Raw genomic sequence first — 23,274 nt, forward strand, 5'->3', positions numbered from 1 at the left:
CCGACGCCGCGCGGCTTCGACAGCTCTCTGGGGTCCCGGAGGGCGAAGCCATCGACACGGCCGTCTTCGTCATCTTCGCCTTCAGCTCCTTCGAGCCGAAGACCAGGCGCGACCGGCGTGGGCTGGTACGTGAACGTCCCGCCGGGCGCGATCGGCGCCTGCACGGCCATCACGCCGTCCATCTCGTTGGGCACCCGGATGCCGTGCCGGGAACTCCGCTCCCCTCCCGCGGTGCCTGGGCGTGCTCCTCGGCGCGGTTGCGCCTCACTCGCTCCGCGTCCGTCCGCTCGCCGCGGCCCGCTCGTCCGCGAGGACCCGCTGCAGCAGCGCCGTGCTCTCCTCGGCCATCCGCTCCGGGGAGCACGGCATTCCCTTGTGGACCCAGCTCGTCATCAGCCGCACCAGCGCCGCCGCCGCCGCCTCGGAGCGGAGCACGAACAGGCCCCCCTCCTCCGGCGCCATCCGCGGAGCGTACAGGCGGCAGATGCTGCCCTGCAGGATGTCCTCCAGGGAGCGCGTCACCACCCGCTCGCTCTTCTCCGCGGACAGGAGCTTGCGCGCCAGCTCGTGCATCTCGGCGAGGTGGCGGTAAAACGGCAGGAAGTCGAGCGGACGCCCCGCATCCCGCAGGGACAGCGCCCGCAGGTGCTCGTGTCCGAACAGCAGCAGCTGCTCCTTGTTCTCGTAGTGCGCGTAGAACGTGGACCGCCCGACGTTGGCTCGATCGATGATGTCCTGGATGGACACCTCGTCATAGCCCTTCTCCAGGATCAGCGAGGCCAGGGCGTCCGAGAGCAGCTTCCGGGTCTTCTGCACGCGCCGGTCCGCGATCTTGCCGGCGGCCCGCGTCCTGTCGCCGCCCCTGTCCCTGCCCTCGTTTCCGGACTTTTTCGAGCTCTTGTTCATTAACGTTCAATCCGCGGTCCGTGTCGCTAGGTGGAAGAGGCGCCCGAGCTCAGCATCCATCGCATGCGAGGAACGCTGATCTGGATGACGAGCCGCCTGCTGTACCCGCTGCTGCTGGCGGTGACCTTGTACATCATCTACGCCGCCGTGACGCAGGGCTGGGACCTGAGTCGCACCCTGTGGGGCTACCTCTTCGGCCTGATCGTCTTGCTCATCACCGTCGAGCGCCTGCTGCCGCTGTCGCCGGACTGGGGCATGACCCGCCAGAGCTTCTGGCGCGACCTCAAGTACCTGCTGGCCTCGGGCGCCACCATCGCCGTGGTGCGGACCGGCTTCGGCACCCTGGCCCTGTGGCTCAGCGAGCGGCATCAAGGCCCGCTCGCCGGTGCCCCCGTGCTCCTCAGCGTGGTGATCTTCCTCGTGGTCTTCGAGCTGCTGCAGTACTGGTTCCATCGCCTCAGCCACGAGGGCAACGGAGCCCTGGGGCGCTTCTTGTGGAAGATGCACCTGGCGCATCACCTCCCGGATCGCGTGTACGTGGTGATGCACGGCGTGTTTCACCCCCTCAACGCGCTCATCTCGGCGGTGCTGATCCAGTCGACCCTGCTGCTCCTGGGGCTGTCGCCGGAGGCCGTCTTCGCGGCGATCTTGCTCATCGATCTGCAGACGATGATCTCGCACTTCAACGTCGACATCCGCGCCGGATTCCTGAATTACGTGTTCATCGGCACCGAGCTGCACCGCTATCATCACAGCGCCGACGTCGACGAGGCCCGGAACTTCGGGACCGTCCTTCCGCTGTGGGATCTGGTCTTCGGGACGTTCCTGTACCGGCCGCACGCGGCCCCGCGCCGCCTGGGCGTCGACAGCGCCGCGGGCTATCCGTCGTCGCAGCAGTTCTGGCGGGTGCTGGCCCTGCCGTTCCAACGTTGACCTGTTCGCGCCATCCGGCGCCGCCTCTCCTGGGAGGGGCGACTCGCGGCGGGCATCTCGTGCGTGGAGACGTGATGTCCACTCCGGCCGGCGGTTCGATCAGAGCTCGACCCGGCGCAGCCGGAGGGCGTTGCCGATGACCGACACCGAGCTCAGGCTCATCGCCGCGCTGGCGATCATGGGGCTGAGCAGCAGCCCGAGGACGGGATAGAGGACGCCCGCCGCGATCGGCACGCCGAGCGCGTTGTAGACGAACGCGAAGAAGAGGTTTTGCCGGATGTTGCGCATCGTCGCCCGGCTGAGCCGCCGGGCGCGCAGGAGGCCGCGGAGATCGCCGCGCACGAGCGTGATCCCGGCGCTCGAGGACCTGGCCGAGCAGCACGAGCGAGACGATGACGCTGGCCGCCTCGAAATAGACAGGGACCGCGTCGCCGCGGCGCAGCGCGTGGGGGAGGAGCCCCGGCGCCAGCGTCGCCACGACGCTGTACGCCTACGCGGCGCCCGTGCCGATGGCGATCAGGGTGAACATGTTGAGGTGCCGGCTCCTGATCGAGGCCCAGCCGCGCTCGAAGAACGGGGCGCCGCACCAGAGCACCACGGGCGTCGTGAGGGCGAGCTCGATCCAGAGGAGCCAGCGGCCGAGGAGGTGCTGCACCGGCTGGCCCGGGATCATCTCGGACATCCCCAGCACGAGGACGACGAGGCTCAGCGGGGCGCTCACCCAGAAGCGCCGGGACATGTCCGCGAGCTCCGACAGTCGGGGGAGCGGCGGGCCGAAGGCTCCTTCACGCCTGTACGGTCGAGCTCGTGTGATCCCGCGATCGCGGCCGTTGTCCAGAGAGGGCGAGACGCCTCCTCGCTGACGCCGGCGGCCGAGCTCAGTGGCTGACGAGGATCTCGCCCATCATCCCGCGCTCGGCGTGCTCGAGGATGTGGCAGTGGTACATCCAGTGACCGGGCTCGTCGAAGCGGGCCACGATGGTGGTCGTCGACCGCTGGGGGGAGTAGACCTCACCGACCTTGCAACGGAGGCGGTACGTGTACTCCATGTCCTCGGTCGCCTCGGGGTCCTTTTATCGCACGCCGCGTCGCGCCCCTCGTCGCGCCGGGCCCAGCCGGTGAATGCCAGCTCAGTTCTTTGATCCGTCCGCGCCCCGGCGCTCCTCGCGGAAGTCGTCGGCGGACAGGCCGCAGCGGCGGAGGAGGCGGTAGAAGCTCTCCCGCTCGACGCCCGCGTGCGCGGCGGCCTTCAGCACGTCGCCGCGGAAGCGGCGCATCACGGCCTCCAGGTAGCGCCGGTTCATCTCCTCGCGCGACGCGTCGACCGCATCGCGGTAGGAGAGCTGGGCGAGGTCCACGTCGCTCGAGCTCGTCAGCCGCAGCGGGCTCGCCCCCTGGACCTCGGACGGCAGCGACTCGAGGCGGATCTCGCCCGTCGTCTCGATGACGAGCGCCCGCTCGACGGCGCTCCTGAGCTCGCGCACGTTGCCAGGCCACCGGTACGTCTGGAGCGCGCTCATCGCCGCCGCCGAGAAGGCCGCCGCGGACGAGCGCGCCTGCGGCGCTCGCTCGGCGAGGAACCGCTGCGCCAGCAGCGGGATGTCCTCCGGCCGCTCGCGCAGCGGGGGCAGCTCGACCACGCACACGTTGAGCCGGAACCACAGATCTTCGCGGAAGGCGCCCGTCTTGACCATGGCCCGGAGGTCGCGGTGCGTCGCGCTGACGAGCCGCACGTCGACCTTGCGCTCGCGCGACTCGCCGATGCGCCGCACCGCCCGCTCCTCGAGCACGCGCGTGAGCTTCGCCTGCACCGTGGGCCTGAGCTCGCCGATCTCGTCGAGGAACAGCGTGCTCCCGTGCGCCTCCTCGAAGAGCCCTGCGCGATCGACGGCCGCGCCCGTGAACGAGCCGCGCGCGTGCCCGAAGAGCTCGCTCTCGAGGAGCGAGCGGGGGATGGCCGCGCAGTTCACCGCGATGGGGCGGTGCGACGCGCGGGACGAGTGCTCGTGGATGGCGCGCGCGACGAGCTCCTTCCCCGTGCCCGTCTCGCCGAGGATGAGCACCGTCGCGTCCGTCGGCGCCACGCGCTCGATGAGCTGGTAGAGCGCCCGCATCGCGGGCGAGCGCCCCGTCATGCCAGCGAAGCCCTGCGCCTCCGGCGCGTCGTGCCCGCCCTTCAGCACCGCGGCCTGCGCCATGGCCCGCTCGACCAGCGCGCGCAGCTCGTCCGGATCGAACGGCTTCGTCACGTAGTCGTAGGCGCCCTCGCGCATGGCCTGGACGGCGGTCGGGACCGACGCATAGGCGGTCATCAGGATGAACGGCACGCCGGGCCAGCGCGCGCGGACGGCGCGGAGCACCTCGAGCCCGTCTCCGTCGTTCATGCGCAGGTCGCAGACGACGGTTGTGACCGGCTCGGTCTCAAGCACCTGGAGCGCCGTCCGCACGCCCCGCGCCGTCAGGACCCTCGCGCTCTTGCCGAGCACCTTGGAGAGCAGCGCCAGCATGTTCGCCTTGTCGTCGACGACGAGCACTGTCGGCTTCATGCGCGCTCCTGGCTCTCCCTTCCCTCGTCGATGAGGACGCCCGGCAGGTCGATCACGAACCGCGACCCGCCCCCCGGCCTGGGCTCCGCCCGGATGGCCCCGCCGTGCGCGGTCACCAGACCATAGCAGACCGCGAGGCCGAGTCCGGTGCCGTCGCGGCGGGTCGTGAAGAACGGCTCGAACAGGCGCTCGCGCGCCTCCTCGAGAATGCCGGGGCCGCGGTCGAGGACCTCGATCCGGTAGCCGTCGTCCTGTCGCCTCCCGCGCACGATGATCTCGTCGCCCTCCGACATCCCGGCGGTCGCCTCGCGGGCGTTGGCCACGAGGTTGACGATGACCTGCCGGATCCGGAGCGGGTCCACGTTGATGAAGGCGGGCTCGGCGTCCACGAGCAGGAGCTGGTCGTGCCGCCCCGGCCCGCCGTCGCAGTGCGAGGCCGCGTCCCTGAGGAGCTCCTCCGCCTGCGCGGGGCGCGGCGAGAGGACGGGCGAGCGCGCGTACATGAGCAGCTCCTCCGCGATGCGCTGGCAGGCCGCCGCCTCCTCGTCGAGGATCGAGAGCTCCTCGCGGAGCTCGGGCCGCTCCGCCTCCTTCGCCATCGTCTTCACGTAGCCGCGGATCACGGCGATGGGGTTGTTGATCTCGTGCGCCACGCCCGCCGCGACGCGGCCGATCGCGGCGAGCCGCTCCGAGGCGACAAGGTCGGCCTCGGCGCGCGACAGGGCGTCGAGCATGCGGTTGAACCCGTCGGCGACCGCCGCGAGCTCCACGGCCGCGACCGGCTCGACCCGGGCGCTCCGATCGCCCGCCGTGACGCGCTCGGCGACGCGCTCGAGCGAGGCGAGCGGGGTGGAGAAGGAGCGCCAGAGCTCGCGCCCGGCGATCAGGGCGAGCGCCGCGGCGAGGGCGCACACGGCCGTCGCGAGGATCAGCGCGAACCGGATGAACCGCTCGGCCCGGCGCTCCGCGGCGAGGGCCCGCTCGTCGAAGTGGCGCGCCAGGCTGTCGGCGTGCTCGGTCATCCGGTCGACGAGCGCGTTGGCGCGGTCGTGCGCGTGGTGGACCTCGTGCGAGTCCTGCCGACCGATGGCGGGGAGGATCGCCGTGGAGAAGAGGTGGCTGAGCTCGCGGCTCGCCTCGCCGATGTCGTCGAGCTTCGTGGCCGCCTCGGCGTCGAGGCCGGGCCGCAGCTCGGCGAGCTTCGCGCCGAGCTCGCTCACCCAGGCGTCGTGGTGCTCGACGTGCGAGCGGTCGCGCAGGATGATCGTGTGCGCCTCGTGGATGTACTGCTCGCGCGCGGTGACGCTGAGCAGCGCGGCCTGGCGGGAGGCCACCTGGAGGCCGTGCGCCTCCAGGATCGCCCGGCGGGACGCGAGCCCCGTGAGCACCGTGGCGATGCCGCTCGCGACGACCAGGGCGACGAGGAGGCTGATGACCAGGAGCAGCCGGCGGCGGAGCCGATAGAGGCGCTGCGGAGCGGGAGGCGGGGCCATGGCCGGGGGCATCCTCGCAAGCCGCGTACCGGGGCCGCAAAGGGGCCGGCGAGCCGCCGAACAGGCGCGGGCGTCGCGATCCCCGACCCCCGGGAGGGGCGGGTTGTGACCGAGGCGGTCACACGATCGTGACCCTCAAGGTCACCGCGAGGGTCAGCCGCCGCGCAGGAGCCCGGGATCGCGCGGGCGGCAGCCGCGCGGCAGCCTGGCGCGCTCATTGCTCATGGCCCTGGTCTCCAGGGCAAGAACCCCGGCTTCAGGAAAGCACGATGCGTCAAATCCTTCTCTCTCTGCTCGTCTCGATCCCGCTCGTGGCCTGCTCCAACAAGAAGGCCCAGAGCCACGACCACGCCGTGGCCACGCCGACGCAGGCCCCGGTGGCGGCGCCGACGCCCGCCCCTGCGGCCCACGACAACCCCGCGAGCACGGCCGGGGGCACGGCGTCCCTCGCCGACGCGCCGGCCGCGCACCCGGCCGGCGACCACGCCCACGGCTCGCCCCACGGCGGCGTCGTCCAGTCGCTCGCGGACGGCCATGTCGAGGTGAAGCTCGAGAAGACCGGCGACATCACGGTCTGGATGCTGGACGCGGCCGAGAAGCCCCGCTCCGCGAAGGGCGTCAAGGCGAGCCTGCGCCCCGTCGTCGCGGGGTCGAAGGAGGTCCAGCTCGCCCACGACGAGAAGGCCGATGTCCTGCGGGGCAAGATCGATCCGGTCAAGCAGGACCACCTGGACGGGGTGCTCAGCATCACGCCGGCCGGCGGGACCGCGACGTCGATCCGGTTCGCGTTCCACCTCGAGGGCCATGCGGCGGGGCACGACGCCCACAAGGGCCACGACGGCCACGGGCACGACGGTCACGGGCACGACGGCCACACGGGGCACGAGGGGCACTGAGATGACGACCCGGCGGCCGCACCGGAGCGGGCGCGCGATGGTCGCCGCGCTCGCCGCCGCGCTGACGCTCGCGCCCGCGCCGTCCCGCGCGCTCGGAGGAGGACCATGACGCACAGGAGACTCCTCGCCTGGGCCGCGGCGCTCGCGATCCACGCGTCGGTCCCGCGCGCCGCCGCGCACGGCGGCGAGGACCACGCGGCGCCCGCCGCGCCGAGCGCCGCGAGCACCGCGACGGAGCACGTCGTGTCCGGGGAGACCGCGATGTTCTCGGTGGTGATCAAGTACCCCGCGAGGAAGGCGGAGGGGCCGCTGCCCGCGCGCGTCTACGTCGCCCGGGCCGACTCCAGCGCGCCGGTCGCGGACGCGCGCGTGCGGCTCGAGCTGAAGGGGGGGCTGACCTTCGCCGCGGACGCGGCGAAGACGGCGGCCGCCGGGGTCTACGAGGTCGCGCTCCCCGCGGCCGCGGAGGGCGCCACGGCCAACGGGGTCGTCTCGGTCGAGGCCGGGGGCGACTTCGACCTCGTGCTCGTCGGGGACCTCCGCTTCGGCGCCGTCGAGGCCGCGCCGGCGCCGCCCGGGATGACGCCGGAGCGGGAGGTGCCCCTCGGCGGCCTGGCGGCGGCCGCGGGAGCGCTCGCCGTGCTCAGCGGCGGGATCGGGTATGCGCTCGGGCGGCGCTCGCGGCGGAAGCCGCCCGCGCCCCCCGGGCCCCCCGAGGACCGCTCCGCGCTGCCGCAGGGGGCCTCGTGAGCCGCGCTCGCCCGCTCACCGCCGGCGTCACCACCGCCGCGCTCGCGATCGCCTCGGCCCTCGCGGTCGCGGGCCTCGCGGAGCGCGCCGGCGCGCACGGCGGCGAGGACCACGGCGCGCCCGCGAGGGCCGCGGCCAGCGCCGCGGCGGACCCGAACGTGGCCCGGGTGCCGATCGAGACGCAGTTCCTGCTCGGGCTGCGCACCGAGCGCGCGCGGCGCGGCGCGCTCGCCGCGCGCCTCGGGCAGATCGGCACGGTGGTCGCGCGCCCCGCGGGCGAGCTCGCCGTCGTGGCGCCGACGTCCGGCCGCCTCTTCCCGCCCGAGGGCGGGTTCCTCCGGCTCGGCGACGAGGTGAAGAAGGGCCAGCTCCTCGGGACGCTCCGGCCGAGCCTGGGCGGCGCGGAGAGCGCGCAGCTCGGGCTGTCGCGCAGCGACGCCGCGTCCCGGGTCGCCGCGGCCGAGGCGCGGCTGGCGCTGGCGGAGCGCGAGCTCGCGCGGCGGCGCGAGCTCGAGGGCATCGTCGCCGAGAAGGACGTCGAGGCCGCCGGGGCCGAGGTGGAGATCGCCCGGGCCGAGGTCGCGCGCGCCCGCGCGGACGTCGGGGTGCTCGCGGGCGGGGCGGGCGCGCAGCGGCTCAGCGCGACGATCGACGGGACGGTGGTCTCCGGCCGCGTGAGCCCGGGCGCCCAGGTCGCGGAGGGGACCGAGCTCTGGCGCATCGTCGACCTCGCGACGCTCTGGGTCGAGGTGCGCGTCCCCGAGGCGGACGCGGCGCGCCTCGTGGGCGACCGCGCCGAGGTGACGCTCGTCACGGACCCCGCGGCGCGCTTCGAGGCGAGGCGCCTCGCCGTCGCGTCGCTCGTCGATCCGGCGACCCGCACCGTCCAGGCGCTGTTCGAGCTCGACAACAGCGACCGGCGCGCGCGGGTCGGCGCGCTCGTCCACGTCGGCCTGGCGGGGAGCGCGCCCGTCGAGAGCGTCGTCGTCCCGGCGTCGGCGCTGCTCGACCGCGGCGGCGCGCCGACGGTCGTCGTGAAGACCGGCCCCGAGACGTTCGAGCTGCGCGGGGTGGCGGTCGGGCCGAAGTCCGCCGGCGCGATCGGGATCACCGCGGGCGTGGCGGCGGGAGAGCGCGTGGTCGTCGACGGCGCCATGGCCGTCCTCCTCGCCGCCGGGGGCTAGCTAGGGGCGATGTTCGATCACCTGATCCGCTTTTCGCTGAGGAACCGCCTGTTCGTCGTCGCGGCGGCGGCGCTCGTGCTCGCCTACGGGACGTACTCGCTGCTGAAGCTGCCGATCGACGTCTTTCCCGATCTGAACCGGCCGACGGTCACCGTCATGACCGAGGCGCCCGGGCTGGCGCCCGAGGAGGTGGAGACGCTGGTCACGGTGCCCCTCGAGCGGGCGATGAACGGCGCCCCCGGCGTCGAGCGCGTGCGCTCCACCTCGGGCGTCGGCCTCAGCGTCGTGTACGTCGAGTTCGACTGGTCGACCGACATCTACCGCGACCGGCAGCTCGTCGCCGAGCGCCTCGCCACGGTGACCGAGCAGCTCCCGGACGGCATCACGCCGCAGATGGGGCCGGTCGCCTCGATCATGGGGGAGATCCTGCTGATCGGGGTGCAGGGCGAGGGCGCCTCGCCCATGACCCTGCGGACCCAGGCCGACTGGGTGATCCGGCCGCGGCTGCTCACGATCCCGGGGGTCGCGCAGGTGATCCCCATCGGCGGCGAGGTCCGGCAGATCCAGGTGACGGCCGATCCGGCGAGGCTCGCGGCGGCGGCGGTGTCGCTCGACGACATCGCGCGCGCCCTCCGGGGAGCGAACGCCAACGCGACCGGCGGGTACGTCGACCGGCGGGGGATGGAGTTCCTCGTGCGGACGCTCGGCCGCGCCCGGACCGAGGCGGACATCGCCGCCACCGTCGTCGCCCTGCGGAACGGCACGCCGGTGACCCTGGCGCAGGTCGCCACGGTGGAGGAGGCCGCGCGCGTCAAGCGCGGCGACGGGTCGATCGACGGCAGGCCCGCCGTGATCCTCTCGGTGCAGAAGCAGCCGGGCGCCGACACCGTCGCGCTCACCGCGAGCATCGACAGGGCCGTGGCCGAGCTGCAGCGGTCGATGCCCGCGGGCGTCACCATCAACCCGGACCTCTTCCGGCAGGCGACCTTCATCCAGAGCGCGGTCCACAACGTGGTCGAGGCGCTGCGCGACGGCGCGATCCTCGTCGCGATCGTCCTGTTCCTGTTCCTGCTCAATCTCCGGACGACCGCGATCACGCTGACCGCCATCCCGCTCTCGTTCATCGTGAGCGCGCTCGTGTTCCGGGCCTTCGGCCTGTCGGTCAACACGATGACGCTGGGCGGGCTCGCCGTGGCGATCGGCGAGCTCGTCGACGACGCCATCGTCGACGTGGAGAACGTGTTCCGGCGCCTGCGCGAGAACCGGGCGCTCGCGTCCCCGCGGCCGGCGATCGACGTCATCCGCGACGCGTCGAGCGAGGTCCGCGGCTCGATCGTCTTCGCGACCCTCCTCGTGGTCCTGGTCTTCGTCCCGCTCTTCGCCATGAGCGGCATCGAGGGGCGGCTCTTCGCCCCGCTCGGCATCGCCTACATCGTGTCGATCCTCGCGTCGCTGGTTGTATCCCTGACGGTCACACCCGCGCTCTGTTCGTATCTGTTGCCGTCCATGAAGCGGATGAGCCACGAGGACGGCTGGCTGGTGCGCAAGCTCAAGGCCGCGGACCGCCGCGTGCTCGCCGTGTCGCTGCGGCGCCCCGGGGCCGTCATGGCGGCGGCGGGCGCGCTGGTCCTCGCCGCCGCGGCGGCGGTGCCGTTCCTCGGGGGCGAGTTCCTCCCGCCGTTCAACGAGGGGACGCTCACCGTGAACGTCATCGCCAGGCCGGGCACGTCGCTCGCGGAGTCGAGCCGCCTCGGCACCCTCGCCGAGGCGCTGCTCCACGAGGTCCCGGAGGTGGTCTCGACCGGGCGGCGGACCGGCCGGGCCGAGCTCGACGAGCACGCCGAGGGGGTCCACTACTCGGAGATCGACGTCGACCTCCGGGCGTCCGGGCGGGACCGCGAGGTGATCCTCGGCGACATCCGCGAGCGGCTCGGCAAGATCCCCGGCGTGGCGGTCAACGTGGGGCAGCCGATCTCGCACCGGCTCGACCACCTGCTCTCGGGCGTGCGCGCGCAGGTCGCGGTGAAGATCTTCGGCGAGGATCTCGGCGAGCTGCGGCGCCTCGGGAAGGCGGCGCACGGCGCCATGCAGTCCATCGAGGGGGTGAAGGACCTCCAGATCGAGCAGCAGGCGCTCATCCCGCAGATCGCGATCAGGGTGAACCGGGAGCGCGCGGCGCAGCTCGGCGTCAACGCGGGAGAGCTCTCCGAGCTCCTGGAGCTCGCGCTCGCGGGCCGCACGGTCACGCAGATCCTGGAGGGGCAGCGGACCATCGACGTGGTGCTGCGGTACCCGCCGGAGCTCCGCGAGGACATCGACGCCCTGCGGCGCACGCTCGTCGATACGCCGAGCGGCGCGAAGGTCCCGCTCTCCGACCTCGCCGACGTGACGGAGAGCGTGGGCCCGAACCAGATCAGCCGGGACGACACGCAGCGGCGCATCGTGGTCTCGGCCAACGTGGCCGGGCGCGATCTGGAGCAGGTCGTGAGCAACATCCAGCGCGCGGTGGACGCCATCCCGAAGCCGCCGGGCTACTACGCGACGTACGGCGGGCAGTTCGAGAGCCAGCGCTCGGCGTCGCGGCTCATCGGGCTCCTCTCGATCGCGAGCCTCGCCGGGATGCTCGTGGTCCTCTACGCGCAGTTCCGCTCATGGACGGTGGCCCTCCAGATCCTGCTGAACATCCCGCTCGCGCTCGTCGGCTCGGTGCTCGCGGTGGTCCTGACGGGCGGGGTGCTCTCGGTCGCGACCCTCGTCGGGTTCATCACGCTCTGCGGCATCGCCGCGCGCAACGGCATCATGATGATCTCGCACTACATCCACCTCATGAAGGAAGAGGGGGAGTCGTTCGGCGAGGCGATGATCGTCCGCGGCTCGCTGGAGCGCCTCGTCCCGGTGCTGATGACGGCGCTCACGGCCGCCCTGGCGCTCGTGCCGATCGCGCTGTCGAAGGGGCAGCCGGGCAAGGAGATCCTGCAGCCCGTGGCGGTCGTGATCCTCGGCGGCCTGCTCTCGTCGACGCTGCTCGACATCGTCGTCACGCCGGCCGTCTTCTTCAGGTTCGGCCGCGCGTCGGCCGAGCGCCTGGCGCGCGCCCAGGACAGCGCGGGCGGCGCCCGGGCCCCTGTCACCACGCGCGCCTTGCGTCGTGCAGGTGCGCCGGGAGCGGGCCGAGCCGCGTCGTGTCGACGATGAGCGAGACGACGAGCGAGAAGAAGCGGCGGCGCGTCTCGAAGCTCGGGCTCAGGTCGGGGAGGAGGGCGCCGATCTGCCTCGCGCCCGCGTCGTGGACGACGCGCTTGGCCATATCGAGGGCCTCGATGTGGGCGGCCTGGAGATCGCCGCCGGAGAGCCTCTTGATGAGGTCGGCGTATTCGCTCACGAGCGGCGCGATGTCCGCCCGCGCGACGGCGAGGGCGTCATCCGGGCGGGAGCCTCCGGAGAAGATGAAGTGGAGGTGTCCTTCGTCATGGCCGGCGATCAGCGTGCACGGCTCGCGCGAGGGCCAGGGCGGGTCGCCAGAGACCATATCGGTCGTGATCGTGCGCCACTCCTGCCTTCGGAGCGGCGACGCGCTCGACCAGAGGCGCGCTTCAATTCGGATGGCGTGGACGGGCATACGGGGTGAGCTCATCCTAGCGCTCACGCCCCGCCGTGGTGAGGGCCCATGGCTGGCCATCGCACGAGAATCCGGAGGAGCAGAGCCGACGAAGTTCCAGGATAACCATGCTGTCCGCCCTCTCGTGATCAAGCGCTCTCCGCCGGGGCCTCCTGAGCGCGCCGGACAGCTCCGCAGATCGTGACTGTAGCGGTCACAGGCGTCGTGCTCAGGTGGCCTGGCCAGATACCGATCCGCTCGACGTGAGGGCCATGGGAGCGCGTCGCCCGCCTGAAGCGCGCCGGCGTCCCGGGGCGGAACGAGCGAGCCGCGCGCCTCAGCGCCCGGCGTCGCGCTGCTTCCTGGCGATCGCGTACAGCGCGTTGGTCTCGGCGGCGAGGGCGCTCCGCGCGCGGAGCGCGGCGAGGGTGTCGCGCCGGACGGCCTCCTGCGCGCCGGGATCGAGCTTGTCGATCGTGCCGCGGTAGCCCGACCCGAGGGCGATGACCCACCAGTCGTCCGGCGAGGTGAGGGGCTGGCTGGAGCGCTCGGCATCGACGGCGCACGTCGCGACGCCGGCTTCGGCGAGCATGGAGCGGAGGGCGTCCGGGGTGTTGATGCGCTCCCACGGCCGGAAGGTCTTGTAGAGGTCAGGACGGTGGGCCTGGATCGCGCCCCAGAACGCGGTGTTGCCGGGCTCGAGCACGCGCTCGCCCCAGGTCGTGATGGCGAGCGCGCCGCCGGGCTTGAGCCATCGCCAGAGCCGGCGCACGGCGGCGGGCATGTCCGGCATGAAGAAGATGCCGAAGACGCAGACGACGGCGTCGAAGCCCTCGGGCGGCAGGTCGAGGCCCTCGACGTCGGCGCAGCGGAGGTCGATGTTCGATAGCCCGAGGGCGCGGGCCTTGGCGCGCCCGCGGTCGAGCAACGCGTCGGCGAGGTCCACGGCGAGCACGGACCCCGTGGGGCCGACGGATCGAGCGGCGGGGATGGCGGACGAGCCGGTGCCGGAGCAGACGTCGAGGACGCGGTGGCCGCGCTCGAGGCCAATGCGCTCGACGGTGCGCTCGCCGATGCGGGCCCAGAAGGCGAGCGGCGGGTCGTCGAAGTGATCCGCGGCGGCGGAGTACGTGAGGGCGGTGCGCGCTTTGTCGGGATCGAGCTGGTTCATGGCGTCTCCTGAGGTCTGGAGGGGGGGAGGCGCGCCGGAGCGCACGACCTGATCTGCGTCGGGCCACGAGCCCCGGGCGCCGCGCGCGCTCAGGCGGCGCGGGGGCGCACGTCGTAGCCGGCGCCGCGCACGGCCTCGACGAGCGCGTCCACGGGCGCGTTCGCGGGATCGTGCCGCACGACGACGGTGCCCTCGCGCAGGCGCACGTCGACCTTCGCGATGCCGTCGAGCGCGCGGAGCGCGCTGTCGATGTGGCGAATGCAGGACGGGCAGCTCATCCCGTCGACCTGGAGGATGGTCTCTTTCATTGCGTCTTCCTTCCGGCGACCGATGGGCCGCTCACCCGTGAAGACGCAGCCGCCTCGCCTCATTACACCCTTGGACCCCTCACCGTTGCCCCGGCCGCCGCCGCGTCCGTCCCCCGACCGCCGCGGCGTCCGTCCGACGCCCCGAGCGACCCCGCTGCCCCGGACCGGCCCGCCTCGCCGCCGGCCGATCGACGCGCTCCAGCGCGCTCACCGTAATCCGCGGGGGGCCTGTGCGTCTGCTACGTCGACAGCGAGGTGATCATGTCGACACGGACCGTTCCCCTTCCCGCACCCCAGGACGCCCAGGAGGTCGCCGCCCGTCGCATCGACCTGCCCGTCGAGGGCATGACCTGCGCCGCCTGCGTCCGGCGCATCGAGCGGGCCCTGCTCGCGACAGGCGGCGTCCGCGACGCGAAGGTCAACCTTGTGACCCGCTCGGCCACGGTCACCTTCGACCCGGCCGCCGCGTCCGCCGACGCGCTCGTCGCGGCCATCGAGGACGCGGGCTACAGCGTCCCGGAGCGCCGCGCCGCGCCGGGCACCGCCGCGCCGGGCACCGCCGCGCCGGGCACCGCCGCGCCGGGCACCGCCGTGCCGGGCGGCCTCGCCGCTCCGGCCGACCGGGCGGCCGCCGCCGACGAGAGCCTCGACGGCGAGCGGCGCGCCCTCCGGCGCGATCTCGCGATCTCGCTCGCCCTCTCGATCCCGCTGCTCGTGCTCGGCATGTCGCACGGCCGCATCCCGGGCGCGGACGGCGCCATCGGCCGCCTCGTCCAGCTCGCGCTCGCGACCGGCGTCGTCTTCGGCCCCGGCCGCCGCTTCTTCCGGCTCGCCTGGGCCGCGCTCCGGCACCGCGCGGCCGACATGAACACCCTGATCGCCCTCGGGACGGGCGCCGCGTGGGTCTACTCCACGGTCGCGGTCGTCGCGCCGCAGCTCTTCCCGCACGCCGAGCACGGCGCGCGGCCGCACGTCTACTTCGAGGCCGCCGGCGCCATCATCAGCTTCGTCCTGCTCGGCAAGCTCCTCGAGACGCGCGCCCGCAAGCGGCTCACCGACGCCGTGCGCGGGCTCGTCGCCCTCCAGCCGAGGACGGCGCGGCGCCTGCGCGGCGACCTCGAGGAGGAGATCCCGGCCGCCGCCCTCGCGCCCGGCGATCTCGTCCGCGTCCGCCCGGGAGAGCGGATGCCGAGCGACGGCGAGGTCGTCTCCGGCGCCTCGGCGGTCGACGAGTCGATGCTCACCGGCGAGGGCCTCCCGGTCGACAAGGGCGCCGGAGCCGCCGTGTTCGGCGGCACGCTCAACCAGAGCGGCCAGCTCACCGTGCGCATCACGAAGACCGGCGCCGACACGGCGCTCGCCCGCATCGTCGAGGCCGTCGAGCAGGCCCAGGGCACGAGGGCGCCGATCGCGCGCCTCGCCGACACGGTGAGCGGCGTCTTCGTCCCGGTGGTGCTCGGCATCGCGGCGCTCGCGTTCGTCGCCTGGGTCGCTGTGGATCCGAGCGCCGCGGGCCTCGCCGCCGCGGTCGAGCGGTTCGTCGCCGTGCTCGTGATCGCCTGCCCCTGCGCCCTGGGCCTCGCGACGCCCGCCGCCGTGGCCGTGGGCACCGGCCGGGGCGCCGAGCTCGGCGTGCTCGTGAAGGGCGGCGCGGCGCTCGAGGCCGCGAGCCGCGTCGATACCGTCCTCGTCGACAAGACGGGCACGCTCACGGCCGGGCGCCCGCAGCTCGCCGCGGTGGAGGCCGCGGCGGGCCTGTCCGAGGACGAGCTGCTGCGCCTCGTCGGGTCGGCGGAGCTCGGCAGCGAGCACCCGGTCGCGAGGGCGCTCGTGGAGGGCGCGCGCGCCCGCGATCTCCCGCTGTCCGCGCCCGAGGGCTTCCGCGCCGACGCCGGCCGCGGCGTTGTCGCCCGCGTGGGCGGGCGCGAGGTGCGCATCGGCACGGCCCGCTACCTCGCCGAGCTCGGGATCGACGCCGCGCCGCTCGAGGAGCTCGCCCAGGGCCTCGCCGGGCACGGGAACACCCCGTCGTTCGTCGCCGTCGACGGCCGGCTCGCCGGGCTCGTCGCTGTCGCCGACCTGCCGACCGCGGAGGCCCGGGAGGCCGTTGACGCGCTGCACCGGCTCGGCGTGCGCGTGGCGATGGTGACGGGCGACCGCGACGCCACGGCGCGCGCCGTGGCGCGGCAGCTCGGGATCGACGAGGTGTTCGCCGAGGTGCGGCCCGAGGACAAGGCGCGCATCGTGCGCGAGGAGCGGGAGCGCGGGCGCATCGTCGCGATGGTCGGCGATGGCATCAACGACGCGCCCGCGCTCGCCGGCGCCCACGTGGGCATCGCCGTCGCGAGCGGCACCGACATCGCGGTCGCCGCGGCCGACGTGGCGCTGCTCCGCGGCGGCATCGCCGCCCTGCCTGCGGCGCTCGCGCTGTCGCGCGCGACGCTGCGGACCATCCGCCAGAACCTCTTCTGGGCGTTCATCTACAACGTGGTCGGTATCCCGATCGCCGCCGGCGCGCTCTACCCGCTGACCGGCTGGCTCCTGTCACCGGTCCTCGCGAGCGCGGCCATGAGCCTGTCGAGCGTCTCGGTGCTGCTCAGCTCCCTGCGGCTGCGCCGGTTCCAGCCGGCGGGCTGACCCGCTTGTTGCTCTAGCGGTCCACGATGAGCGCGCCGGTCTGGATGTAGCGCTCGTACACGACGCGCAGCTCCGCGGCGCTGAGCTCCCGGTTGTCGCCGTCGATGACGTAGACCCCGCGTACCGGGTCGCGGTGGGCGTTCGCCTGGAACTCCTCCCAGCTCAACTCGGTATCGTCGCTCGGCGCGGACCCGTCATCCTCGGAGGACGTGGAGGGATCCATGCCGCCGCAGCCGGCGAGCACGAGCGCACAGAGAAGGACAGACAGGGAGCACCCGATCCGGCTCCTGGACAGACGCCACGACGACGACTCTCGATTCATTGGAACACCTCTCGCGGTCAGGTAACACGCTGCTCGCACCCAGCGAATCTCGCGGGCGGTGACTCGACATCCAACACCGCCAGCATCGAGCATGATGGCACAGAAATCGAGGGGCATGGAAGCCCCATACGGGATCTCCAGTCCACATCGCTCACATCGCTCACATCGCTCACAAGCCGCCGGCGGGCGGGTGCTGTCGCAGCGCGCTGCAGGCGCCGCGCGAGGAGCACCCGGTCCTACATCGCCGGCGAGGCGCCCTGGCCCGCGTGCGGCGTCACCGCGTGCGCCGCGTCCTCGATGTGGCAGCGGCGCCCGGCGCGAGCTCCTGGATCATCAGGTCGATGAAGCGCCTGACGCGGGGCTCCAGGAGACGCTGGGTCGGGTAGATCGCAACGATCTTCACGTCCTCCGCCTCGAGGTCGGGTAGCACCTGCTGGAGGCGGCCGGCAGCCAGGTCGTCGGCCACCAGGAAGTCCGGGAGGAACGCGATGCCGAGCCCTGCGACGGCGGCGTTCCTGAGGGCTTCTCCGCTGTCCAGCCGCAAGCGGCTCCGGCCCTGCGCCTTGACCCAGGATCCATCGTCGCCGAGAAAGCGCCAGCTCTGCCTTCGATTGCGGCTGCTGAAGAACAAGCAGTCGTGTGCTGCGAGCTGATCGACGTCCAGCGGCTCGCCGCGCCGGGCGACGTAGGACGGAGCGGCGCAGAGCATGGCCCTGTACCTGGCGACCACCCGGGAGACCAGCCGCGTGTCCGCGGGCGCGTCTCCGATCCGCACGGCCAGATCGAAGCCCTCCTCGACGATGTCCGCCCGGCGATCGGTGAAGCTCACCTCCACCTGGATGTCGGGCCAGGCCTCGAGATACCGCTTCAGCAGCGGGAGAACCACGAGCCGCCCGAAGGCATCGGGGACGGTGAGCCGCAGAACGCCCCTCGGCGTGCCGTGGCGCCCCGCCACGCTCGCCTCGGCCTCATCGACCGCCGCGAGGATCTGCAAGCCCCGGTCGTAGAACACCCGCCCTTCGTCGGTGAGGCTCAGCGCCCTCGTCGTGCGGTTCAGGAGGCGCACGCCCAGCCTGTCTTCCAGGCGGCTCACGGCCTTGCCCGCCGCCGATCGGGTCAGGCCCATCGCCTGCCCCCCGGCGATGAAGCTCCCTTCGTCGACGACGGCCATGAAGACGAGGATCTCGTTCAGGTTCGCGCGCAGCATCGTGCAGATCCGCCCGCCCCGGCGCCGGGCTGAACAGGTCGTGCAGAACGTATCAAGAAAACCGTTCGCGTCTGTGGTGAAATCCGTTCGCCAATCGGCTGGCTACGGTTCTCGACGCCCCGTCGAGGTCGCGGCGGGGGACCTCAGACAGGAAGGAAACGAGCATGACCAGCAAGGCCACCACCTACAACCACGGTGTTCCGTGGGAAGACAGCTTCGGCGTCACGCAAGGCCACTGCGTGAACGGCACGATCTACATCTCGGGCCAGTTCTCCCACGACATGCAGGGCGCGTTCGTCGGTGAGGGCGACTTCGAGGCACAGGCCCGGCAGACGCTCGAGAACCTCGATCGCGTGCTGGCGGGGTTCAACGTCACGAGAGCCAACCTCGCCGAGCTGGTGATTTACCTCACGAACCCGAGGGAGCATTTCGAGCGGTGCGTCGCCCTGTACAAGGAGTATGTGGGGCAACATCGTCCGGCAGGCACGCTCATCGGCGTGTCGGGTCTGGCGTTCCCTCACCAGCTGATCGAGATCCGCGCCGTTGCGCACGCCGGCTGACCTCGACGGCGGTCGCGGCCCACCGCACGCGGTGGGCCGCCCGAGCCGGAGAGCGTCCCGCGAGGGGACCGCTATTTCGTGTAGCGCTTGTCGAGCTTCCGGAGCTGGCTCGTGAAGCCGGTCTTCTGCATCTCCGTGAAGTGCGGGTCGTGCATCGCGTGGAGCGTCACCGCCATGTGCGCGCCGTGCGAGAGCGGGGTGAAGAGGACGTCGATGCGGCTCTCGTAGGCCTCGACACCCGGGAGGAAGTCGATGACGCTCGTGATGGTGAGGGCCTTCTGCGGCGAGAAGGCGCTGAAGCGGGCGCGCACCTCGTGGGACGTCGGCTGGCCGCCGCGCTTCATGGCCTCGATCATCTCCGGAGCGTCGGCGATCATCGAGTAATGGAGGAGCCCGTTCTCCTTCGGCTCGAGCGCGTGCACCTCGACCCGGAAGCCCTCCGGACCCCACCAGGACTCGAAACCGTCCTTTGTCGCCCAGAGCTCCCAGAGCTCGGAGACCGCGGCCGGGTAGGTCCGCTCGACGAGGAAGCTGGCTTTTTCACTTGTAGCGTTCATTCACTCCGTCCTTTCCTGGGCCCGCCATTGCGCGCCGTTCGTCTCGCTTCGAGCGCATCGCCGAACCGATCCAGGCGCTTCTCCCAGAGCGTTCGATAGCGCCCCACCCAGTCGTCGAGCTGTCGGAAAGGCTCCGGGCGCAGCGAGTAGAGCCGCCTCGTGCCTTCCGCCCGCACCTCCACGAACCCGGCCTCCCCGAGGATACGCAGGTGGCGCGAGACGCCGGACTGCTGAATGGAGACGAGCTCGACGAGCTCACCGACCGTGCGCTCGCCGTCGAGCAGCGCCTCCACGAGGAGACGACGCGTCGGGTCGGCCAGCGCTCCGAACAATTCCGAACCGGGCATGCTCGAAACATACGCGTCGGTGTATATATACGCAAGTGAATATTCATCGCGCGGCGGGAGGGAGCGTCGTCCCGGCGAGCGGAGCGGCTCCGGCGGCGGGTCGACGGGCGTGTCTCAGCGCGACAGGCGCGTCGCCAGGTACTGGCGCATGGACATCGGCGCCCGGCCGAGCAAGCGCTCCAGCGTCGGATCCACGGCGGCGAACGCGCGCTGGCGGCTCGCCGCGAAGAGGCCGACGAGCAGGTCCGCCCGGTGTTCGGGGACGCCGTGAGACACCATGTCGTCCCGGAACGCTCGATCGCTGACGGTCACCCGCGCGATCGAGCGCCCGACGAGCTCCGAGGCGGTCGCGGCGACGTCCGCGAGGTCGAGGGCCGCGGGGGCGGTGAGCGGCGGTGTCGGCCCATCGAGGCGCGCCTCGTCGGTCAGCGCGATCGCCGCCGCGTCGGCCAGATCGCCGTGGTCGGTCCACGAGACAGGGCCGTCCTCTGGCGCGACGAGCTTGCCCGTCGCGAGCGCCCGCTCGAGGAACATGAACGCGGAGGCGGCATAGAACCCGTTGCGGAGCGAGGTGAACGCGACCCCCGACCTCTGCAGCGAGGCCTCGGTGGCTGCGTGGTCGCGCATGGGCGCGAAGGGGGACGCGGGGCTCGAGCCCATGTGGCTCGTGTAGAGGACGCGGCGGGCGCCCGCCGCGCGAGCCGCTTCGAGCGCGGCTTCATGCTGGCGAACCGCGGCCTCGCCCGCGCTGTCGACGGAGACGATCAGCACGCGCGACGCGCCCTCGAACGCGTGGCGCAGGCTCGCGGCGTCCTCGAAGGTCCCCCGACGCACGCGGACGCCGCGCTCGGCGAGCGCGCTGGCCTGCTCCGGGTCGCGAACGCTGACGCCGATCCGGGCGGCGGGCACGCGCTGGAGGAGCCGCTCCGTGATGGCTCGGCCGAGCTGACCGTTGGCTCCCGTGACGATGATCATGAACACCTCCTGCTGCAACCGAGCCTAGCTCCTGCCGCCGGAGCGCATTAGTGTGCCCGGAGGGAAGGGACTGTTGCCGTGGACGCACAGATCGATCTGGACCTGAACGACGCCGCGCTCCTCGTGCGCGTCGTCCGGACGCGCAGCTTCTCGGCCGCCGCCCGCGAGCGCGGGGTGCCGGTCTCCACGGTGAGCCGGCGCATCGCGCGCCTCGAGGCCGCGCTCGGCGTCCGGCTCCTCGAGCGGACGACGCGGCGGCTGCAGCTGACCGACGCCGGGCGCGCGTACTTCGGCCACGCCGAGCGGGCGATCGACGACCTCGCGCAAGGCACGCATCTCGTCCGCGAGCTCCAGAGCGAGCCGCGCGGGCGCGTCCGGGTCGTGGCGCCGATCGCCCTCGGCGCCACGGTGGCGCGCGTCGTCTGCGCCTACCTCGCGAAGCACCCCCGCGTGTCGGTCGACCTCGAGATCGACTCGCGGCCGGTCGATCTCCTGGCCGGGAGGTTCGATATCGCGATCGTCCCGGGCCGCGTGGACGACACGACCGACTTCGTGGCGCGAGAGCTCTGGCGGGCGACGCGGAAGCTGCTGTACGCGAGCCCGCGCTACCTCGAGGCGCGGGGCGTCCCCCGCCGGGTCGAGGACCTCGCGCGCCACGATTGCATCGCGGTGCACGCGACGGAGGGCATGGCCACGTGGACGCTCGGCCAAGGGCGCCGGAGGCGGCGCATCGTGTTCGAGCCCCGCTTCTACGTGAGCGAGTCCTCCGCCGCCCACCGCGCGACGCTCGCGGGCATCGGCATCGCGCTGCTCCCGGAGGTGTTCTGCGCCGAGGACGTGGCCGCGAAGCGCCTCGTCCGCGTCCTCGATGGCCACGAAGCCGAGGCCGGAGGCGTCAGCCTCCTGTATCGCGCGCATCGCGCGCTGACGGCCGCCGTCCGGACCTGCGTCGACCACCTGCTCGGGGAGCTGCCGGCGACCGACCCGGTGCGGGCCGGCCGCGGCCGCCGCCCGTGAGCAGCCTTTGATCAGAGGCCCAGGCGGCGCTGCTCGCGCGCGCGGCCCCGCGGCCCAACCCCGGTCGACGCCCGCGGCGAACAGCGCGTCCCCCCGCGAGCGCAGCAGGAAATCCACGGTGCTTCGACCGCTTCTCGCGAAGGGCCTCCTGGCGAGCCGGCATCCACCGAGCAGCAGGCAGATCGCCCGAGGGGCAGCGTCACGCGACGCCGCCGACGCGACCGTCCTGCGCAGGAGCGATCATGCCTCTTCATCTATCCAGATCCCCCCTCGCCGCGGCGGTCATGTGCCTCGCTGCCTCCGCCTCTCTGGCCGCGTGCGGCGACGCGAGCGCGCCCGGCGAGCTCCCCGCCGACGACGCCGAGGAGCTCGCCGCGGAGGGCGCGCAGGCGCTGTCCGCCCCGCTGGACATCGATACGCAGCGCTCGCTGATCCTCACGAAGGCCACGGACCCGCTGGTCATGAGCCGGTTGCCGCTCCAGCGCGTCCTCGATCAGCTCATCCTGAGGGCGGGGACCGGGGCGCAACAGACAGCCCTCGATCTCTACAGGCGCTGGTGGGACTTCTACAACCTCTCCTCCACGGCCCAGTTCCCCGACGCCGTTCATTGCGACGACCAGACCGGCAGCGACGGCTTCCGCACGCTCAACGGCTTCAGGATCGCGTGCCCCCGGAGGGAAGGGCGCCTTGCCACGAGCGACCCGTTCGACCCGGATTCGCCGGATTTCATGGAGCCGCTCGCCGTCGTGAACCGCCTCGATCTCGCGCCGCAGGACGGCGCGCACTGCGGCGAGTACCGGATCGTCTATGGCAAGAAGTCGGCCGGCCAGGCCGACCGCAACCTGATCATCTTCGAGGCCCAGCTCCAGAATCCCCACCCCGAGTGCGGCGTCGCCGCGTGCCTGCCTGTCGCCGAGCTCTGGGCGCGCCTCCCGACCCTGGACGCGGCCCAGCGCGCAGAGGAGCTCGAGAGGTTCTTCACCGTCGGCCTCGTCGAGGCCGGCTTCGGTCCGGTGCTCCACCCGGACAACTTCGCCGACGCGGTCCACGGCCCCGCGGGCCGGCGCGGCACGGGCCAGATCCGCACCAACCAGTTCATGGGCAACCCCGGCGCTCCCGACCAGGTCCAGGCCGGCCAGGACTGGCAGCTCCACGACTTCAAGCTCGCGAAGACCGTCGGACCGAGCGGGGAGCCGCGGCTCTACATCAAGCCGGTCCCGGTGAAGGAGAACCCCTTCGCCGAGCTGTTCGGCACGAACTTCGATCCCGACGATCCCCGCGGAGCGTCGTTCATGGACGACTTCATCGAGTCGGTGGACAAGCTGACGACCCTCAGCCCCGACATCAACGACATCCAGCTCAAGGGGTCGACGCAGGACCTCTACAACGCGGGCGAGAGCATCGTCAGGAGCGACAACGACTACGCGCTCCAGCTGGATCCGCCGTTCAACTTCCCGCCGAACATCGAGCTGCGCGACCGCATCCAGGCCGAGCTCGTGCGCCTCGGGCGGGACACCCTCTTCTCGCCCGTGGACGTGGCCGCGCGCGCCACGACCCAGTCGTGCGCCGGGTGCCATCAGCTGAGCGACGGCGCGTCGCTCGGCAACGGCGTGACGTGGCCCAGGAAAGAGCCCGAGAAGCCCGTGGACGAGCAGGAGTTCCGGTTCGTCCACGTCAGGGAGGACGGGGAGCTCTCGCAGGCGCTCACCCATTCGTTCCTCCCGCACCGCGACGGCATCCTCAAGGCTTTCCTCGCGGCGCACGCGGACGGGAACACGTGCTCACCAGCGACGGCGGCGGCCGCGTCCGCGGCCCACGGCGACGAGCCGGTTCCCACGCTCGGCGGCGTGACGACGCATTGACGCCG

The 23,274-nt window shown here is 72.7% G+C and carries 22 protein-coding genes and 1 pseudogene; 9 read left to right on the forward strand and 14 right to left on the reverse strand.

What is annotated here, in order from left to right; translation table 11 throughout:
* Positions 1–264: 264 nt before the first annotated feature.
* Positions 265–906 carry a TetR/AcrR family transcriptional regulator gene (locus tag WMF24_RS42860; RefSeq protein WP_437733249.1) on the reverse strand — a complete coding sequence of 214 codons (642 nt, stop codon included), beginning with the start codon at positions 904–906 and terminating at the stop codon, positions 265–267.
* Positions 907–936: 30 nt separating this feature from the next.
* On the opposite strand from WMF24_RS42860, the gene WMF24_RS42865 reads away from it, so the two are divergent.
* Positions 937–1,839 carry a sterol desaturase family protein gene (locus WMF24_RS42865; protein ID WP_437733250.1) on the forward strand — a complete coding sequence of 301 codons (903 nt, stop codon included), beginning with the start codon at positions 937–939 and terminating at the stop codon, positions 1,837–1,839.
* 99 nt (positions 1,840–1,938) lie between these two features.
* Here WMF24_RS42865 and WMF24_RS42870 read toward each other — a convergent pair.
* The 5 genes and pseudogenes from WMF24_RS42870 to WMF24_RS42890 form a co-directional block, all read right to left on the reverse strand.
* Positions 1,939–2,199: pseudogene (locus WMF24_RS42870) on the reverse strand (copper-transporting ATPase); the annotation flags it as partial.
* A gap of 130 nt (positions 2,200–2,329) precedes the next feature.
* Positions 2,330–2,578 carry a hypothetical protein gene (locus WMF24_RS42875; RefSeq protein ID WP_437733251.1) on the reverse strand — a complete coding sequence of 83 codons (249 nt, stop codon included), beginning with the start codon at positions 2,576–2,578 and terminating at the stop codon, positions 2,330–2,332.
* A 139-nt stretch (positions 2,579–2,717) separates the two neighbouring features.
* Positions 2,718–2,888 (reverse strand): multicopper oxidase domain-containing protein, encoded by a 171-nt coding sequence (locus WMF24_RS42880; RefSeq protein WP_437733252.1) that lies wholly within the window; start codon positions 2,886–2,888, stop codon positions 2,718–2,720.
* A gap of 81 nt (positions 2,889–2,969) precedes the next feature.
* Positions 2,970–4,385 carry a sigma-54-dependent transcriptional regulator gene (locus WMF24_RS42885; RefSeq protein WP_437733253.1) on the reverse strand — a complete coding sequence of 472 codons (1,416 nt, stop codon included), beginning with the start codon at positions 4,383–4,385 and terminating at the stop codon, positions 2,970–2,972.
* Positions 4,382–5,878 (reverse strand): sensor histidine kinase, encoded by a 1,497-nt coding sequence (locus WMF24_RS42890; protein WP_437733254.1) that lies wholly within the window; start codon positions 5,876–5,878, stop codon positions 4,382–4,384. The genes WMF24_RS42885 and WMF24_RS42890 overlap by 4 nt, the downstream gene beginning before the upstream one ends.
* Positions 5,879–6,147: 269 nt before the next feature.
* Here WMF24_RS42890 and WMF24_RS42895 point away from each other — a divergent pair, with 269 nt between their 5' ends.
* The 4 genes from WMF24_RS42895 to WMF24_RS42910 all read left to right on the forward strand — a co-directional run bounded on the left by WMF24_RS42895 (position 6,148) and on the right by WMF24_RS42910 (position 11,903).
* Positions 6,148–6,774 carry a hypothetical protein gene (locus WMF24_RS42895; RefSeq protein ID WP_437733255.1) on the forward strand — a complete coding sequence of 209 codons (627 nt, stop codon included), beginning with the start codon at positions 6,148–6,150 and terminating at the stop codon, positions 6,772–6,774.
* Positions 6,775–6,879: 105 nt separating this feature from the next.
* On the forward strand, positions 6,880–7,524 hold the full coding sequence (locus WMF24_RS42900) for a hypothetical protein (protein ID WP_437733256.1): 645 nt from the start codon (positions 6,880–6,882) through the stop codon (positions 7,522–7,524).
* On the forward strand, positions 7,521–8,708 hold the full coding sequence (locus WMF24_RS42905; protein WP_437733257.1) for an efflux RND transporter periplasmic adaptor subunit: 1,188 nt from the start codon (positions 7,521–7,523) through the stop codon (positions 8,706–8,708). The genes WMF24_RS42900 and WMF24_RS42905 overlap by 4 nt, the downstream gene beginning before the upstream one ends.
* A gap of 9 nt (positions 8,709–8,717) precedes the next feature.
* On the forward strand, positions 8,718–11,903 hold the full coding sequence (locus tag WMF24_RS42910) for an efflux RND transporter permease subunit (RefSeq protein ID WP_437733258.1): 3,186 nt from the start codon (positions 8,718–8,720) through the stop codon (positions 11,901–11,903).
* Here the strand turns inward: WMF24_RS42910 and WMF24_RS42915 are convergent.
* The 3 genes from WMF24_RS42915 to WMF24_RS42925 form a co-directional block, all read right to left on the reverse strand.
* Positions 11,836–12,342: a UPF0262 family protein gene (locus WMF24_RS42915; protein ID WP_437733259.1), complete on the reverse strand. Its 507-nt coding sequence runs from the start codon at positions 12,340–12,342 to the stop codon at positions 11,836–11,838. The two genes, WMF24_RS42910 and WMF24_RS42915, sit on opposite strands and share 68 nt — an antisense overlap.
* 301 nt (positions 12,343–12,643) lie before the next feature.
* Entirely contained in the window at positions 12,644–13,477 is an 834-nt protein-coding gene (locus tag WMF24_RS42920) for a class I SAM-dependent methyltransferase (protein WP_437733260.1), read from the reverse strand.
* 89 nt (positions 13,478–13,566) lie between these two features.
* Entirely contained in the window at positions 13,567–13,785 is a 219-nt protein-coding gene (locus WMF24_RS42925; RefSeq protein WP_437733261.1) for a heavy-metal-associated domain-containing protein, read from the reverse strand.
* 261 nt (positions 13,786–14,046) lie between these two features.
* Here WMF24_RS42925 and WMF24_RS42930 point away from each other — a divergent pair, with 261 nt between their 5' ends.
* On the forward strand, positions 14,047–16,422 hold the full coding sequence (locus tag WMF24_RS42930; RefSeq protein ID WP_437733262.1) for a heavy metal translocating P-type ATPase: 2,376 nt from the start codon (positions 14,047–14,049) through the stop codon (positions 16,420–16,422).
* A 13-nt stretch (positions 16,423–16,435) separates the two neighbouring features.
* On the opposite strand, the gene WMF24_RS42935 is transcribed toward WMF24_RS42930, so the two are convergent.
* The gene (locus tag WMF24_RS42935; protein WP_437733263.1) at positions 16,436–16,744 is read right to left on the reverse strand and encodes a hypothetical protein; all 309 of its coding nucleotides are present in this window, start codon (positions 16,742–16,744) and stop codon (positions 16,436–16,438) included.
* A 274-nt stretch (positions 16,745–17,018) separates the two neighbouring features.
* Positions 17,019–17,951: a LysR family transcriptional regulator gene (locus WMF24_RS42940; protein ID WP_437733264.1), complete on the reverse strand. Its 933-nt coding sequence runs from the start codon at positions 17,949–17,951 to the stop codon at positions 17,019–17,021.
* Between the two features lie 164 nt (positions 17,952–18,115).
* On the opposite strand from WMF24_RS42940, the gene WMF24_RS42945 reads away from it, so the two are divergent.
* Positions 18,116–18,511 (forward strand): RidA family protein, encoded by a 396-nt coding sequence (locus tag WMF24_RS42945; protein WP_437733265.1) that lies wholly within the window; start codon positions 18,116–18,118, stop codon positions 18,509–18,511.
* 71 nt (positions 18,512–18,582) lie between these two features.
* Here the strand turns inward: WMF24_RS42945 and WMF24_RS42950 are convergent, their stop codons facing one another.
* The 3 genes from WMF24_RS42950 to WMF24_RS42960 all read right to left on the reverse strand — a co-directional run bounded on the left by WMF24_RS42950 (position 18,583) and on the right by WMF24_RS42960 (position 20,390).
* Positions 18,583–19,068, reverse strand: coding sequence for an SRPBCC family protein (locus tag WMF24_RS42950; RefSeq protein ID WP_437733266.1), 486 nt, complete (start codon positions 19,066–19,068; stop codon positions 18,583–18,585).
* Complete coding sequence (locus WMF24_RS42955; protein ID WP_437733267.1) at positions 19,065–19,415, reverse strand: ArsR/SmtB family transcription factor; 351 nt, start codon at positions 19,413–19,415, stop codon at positions 19,065–19,067. Before WMF24_RS42955 ends, WMF24_RS42950 begins: the two co-directional genes overlap by 4 nt.
* 114 nt (positions 19,416–19,529) lie before the next feature.
* On the reverse strand, positions 19,530–20,390 hold the full coding sequence (locus tag WMF24_RS42960; protein ID WP_437733268.1) for an NAD(P)H-binding protein: 861 nt from the start codon (positions 20,388–20,390) through the stop codon (positions 19,530–19,532).
* A gap of 78 nt (positions 20,391–20,468) precedes the next feature.
* On the opposite strand from WMF24_RS42960, the gene WMF24_RS42965 reads away from it, so the two are divergent.
* Complete coding sequence (locus WMF24_RS42965; RefSeq protein WP_437733269.1) at positions 20,469–21,407, forward strand: LysR family transcriptional regulator; 939 nt, start codon at positions 20,469–20,471, stop codon at positions 21,405–21,407.
* Between the two features lie 242 nt (positions 21,408–21,649).
* On the forward strand, positions 21,650–23,269 hold the full coding sequence (locus WMF24_RS42970; protein ID WP_437733270.1) for a hypothetical protein: 1,620 nt from the start codon (positions 21,650–21,652) through the stop codon (positions 23,267–23,269).
* Positions 23,270–23,274 lie beyond the last annotated feature (5 nt).

Origin of the sequence: Sorangium sp. So ce1335, assembly GCF_051521615.1 — a bacterium.
Taxonomy (GTDB): Bacteria; Myxococcota_A; Polyangia; order Polyangiales; family Polyangiaceae; genus Sorangium.

Excerpts from the sequence above, each read along its gene's own strand:
- WMF24_RS42860 (WP_437733249.1), bottom strand. The coding sequence starts at position 906 with ATGAACAAGAGCTCGAAAAAGTCCGGAAACGAGGGCAGGGACAGGGGC.
- WMF24_RS42885 (WP_437733253.1), bottom strand. The coding sequence starts at position 4,385 with ATGAAGCCGACAGTGCTCGTCGTCGACGACAAGGCGAACATGCTGGCG.
- WMF24_RS42930 (WP_437733262.1), top strand. The coding sequence starts at position 14,047 with ATGTCGACACGGACCGTTCCCCTTCCCGCACCCCAGGACGCCCAGGAG.
- WMF24_RS42960 (WP_437733268.1), bottom strand. The coding sequence starts at position 20,390 with ATGATCATCGTCACGGGAGCCAACGGTCAGCTCGGCCGAGCCATCACG.
- WMF24_RS42895 (WP_437733255.1), top strand. The coding sequence starts at position 6,148 with ATGCGTCAAATCCTTCTCTCTCTGCTCGTCTCGATCCCGCTCGTGGCC.
- WMF24_RS42955 (WP_437733267.1), bottom strand. The coding sequence starts at position 19,415 with ATGCCCGGTTCGGAATTGTTCGGAGCGCTGGCCGACCCGACGCGTCGT.
- WMF24_RS42890 (WP_437733254.1), bottom strand. The coding sequence starts at position 5,878 with ATGGCCCCGCCTCCCGCTCCGCAGCGCCTCTATCGGCTCCGCCGCCGG.
- WMF24_RS42875 (WP_437733251.1), bottom strand. The coding sequence starts at position 2,578 with ATGTCCCGGCGCTTCTGGGTGAGCGCCCCGCTGAGCCTCGTCGTCCTC.
- WMF24_RS42915 (WP_437733259.1), bottom strand. The coding sequence starts at position 12,342 with ATGAGCTCACCCCGTATGCCCGTCCACGCCATCCGAATTGAAGCGCGC.
- WMF24_RS42920 (WP_437733260.1), bottom strand. The coding sequence starts at position 13,477 with ATGAACCAGCTCGATCCCGACAAAGCGCGCACCGCCCTCACGTACTCC.
- WMF24_RS42940 (WP_437733264.1), bottom strand. The coding sequence starts at position 17,951 with ATGCTGCGCGCGAACCTGAACGAGATCCTCGTCTTCATGGCCGTCGTC.
- WMF24_RS42900 (WP_437733256.1), top strand. The coding sequence starts at position 6,880 with ATGACGCACAGGAGACTCCTCGCCTGGGCCGCGGCGCTCGCGATCCAC.
- WMF24_RS42910 (WP_437733258.1), top strand. The coding sequence starts at position 8,718 with ATGTTCGATCACCTGATCCGCTTTTCGCTGAGGAACCGCCTGTTCGTC.
- WMF24_RS42945 (WP_437733265.1), top strand. The coding sequence starts at position 18,116 with ATGACCAGCAAGGCCACCACCTACAACCACGGTGTTCCGTGGGAAGAC.
- WMF24_RS42880 (WP_437733252.1), bottom strand. The coding sequence starts at position 2,888 with ATGGAGTACACGTACCGCCTCCGTTGCAAGGTCGGTGAGGTCTACTCC.
- WMF24_RS42925 (WP_437733261.1), bottom strand. The coding sequence starts at position 13,785 with ATGAAAGAGACCATCCTCCAGGTCGACGGGATGAGCTGCCCGTCCTGC.
- WMF24_RS42950 (WP_437733266.1), bottom strand. The coding sequence starts at position 19,068 with ATGAACGCTACAAGTGAAAAAGCCAGCTTCCTCGTCGAGCGGACCTAC.
- WMF24_RS42935 (WP_437733263.1), bottom strand. The coding sequence starts at position 16,744 with ATGAATCGAGAGTCGTCGTCGTGGCGTCTGTCCAGGAGCCGGATCGGG.
- WMF24_RS42970 (WP_437733270.1), top strand. The coding sequence starts at position 21,650 with ATGCCTCTTCATCTATCCAGATCCCCCCTCGCCGCGGCGGTCATGTGC.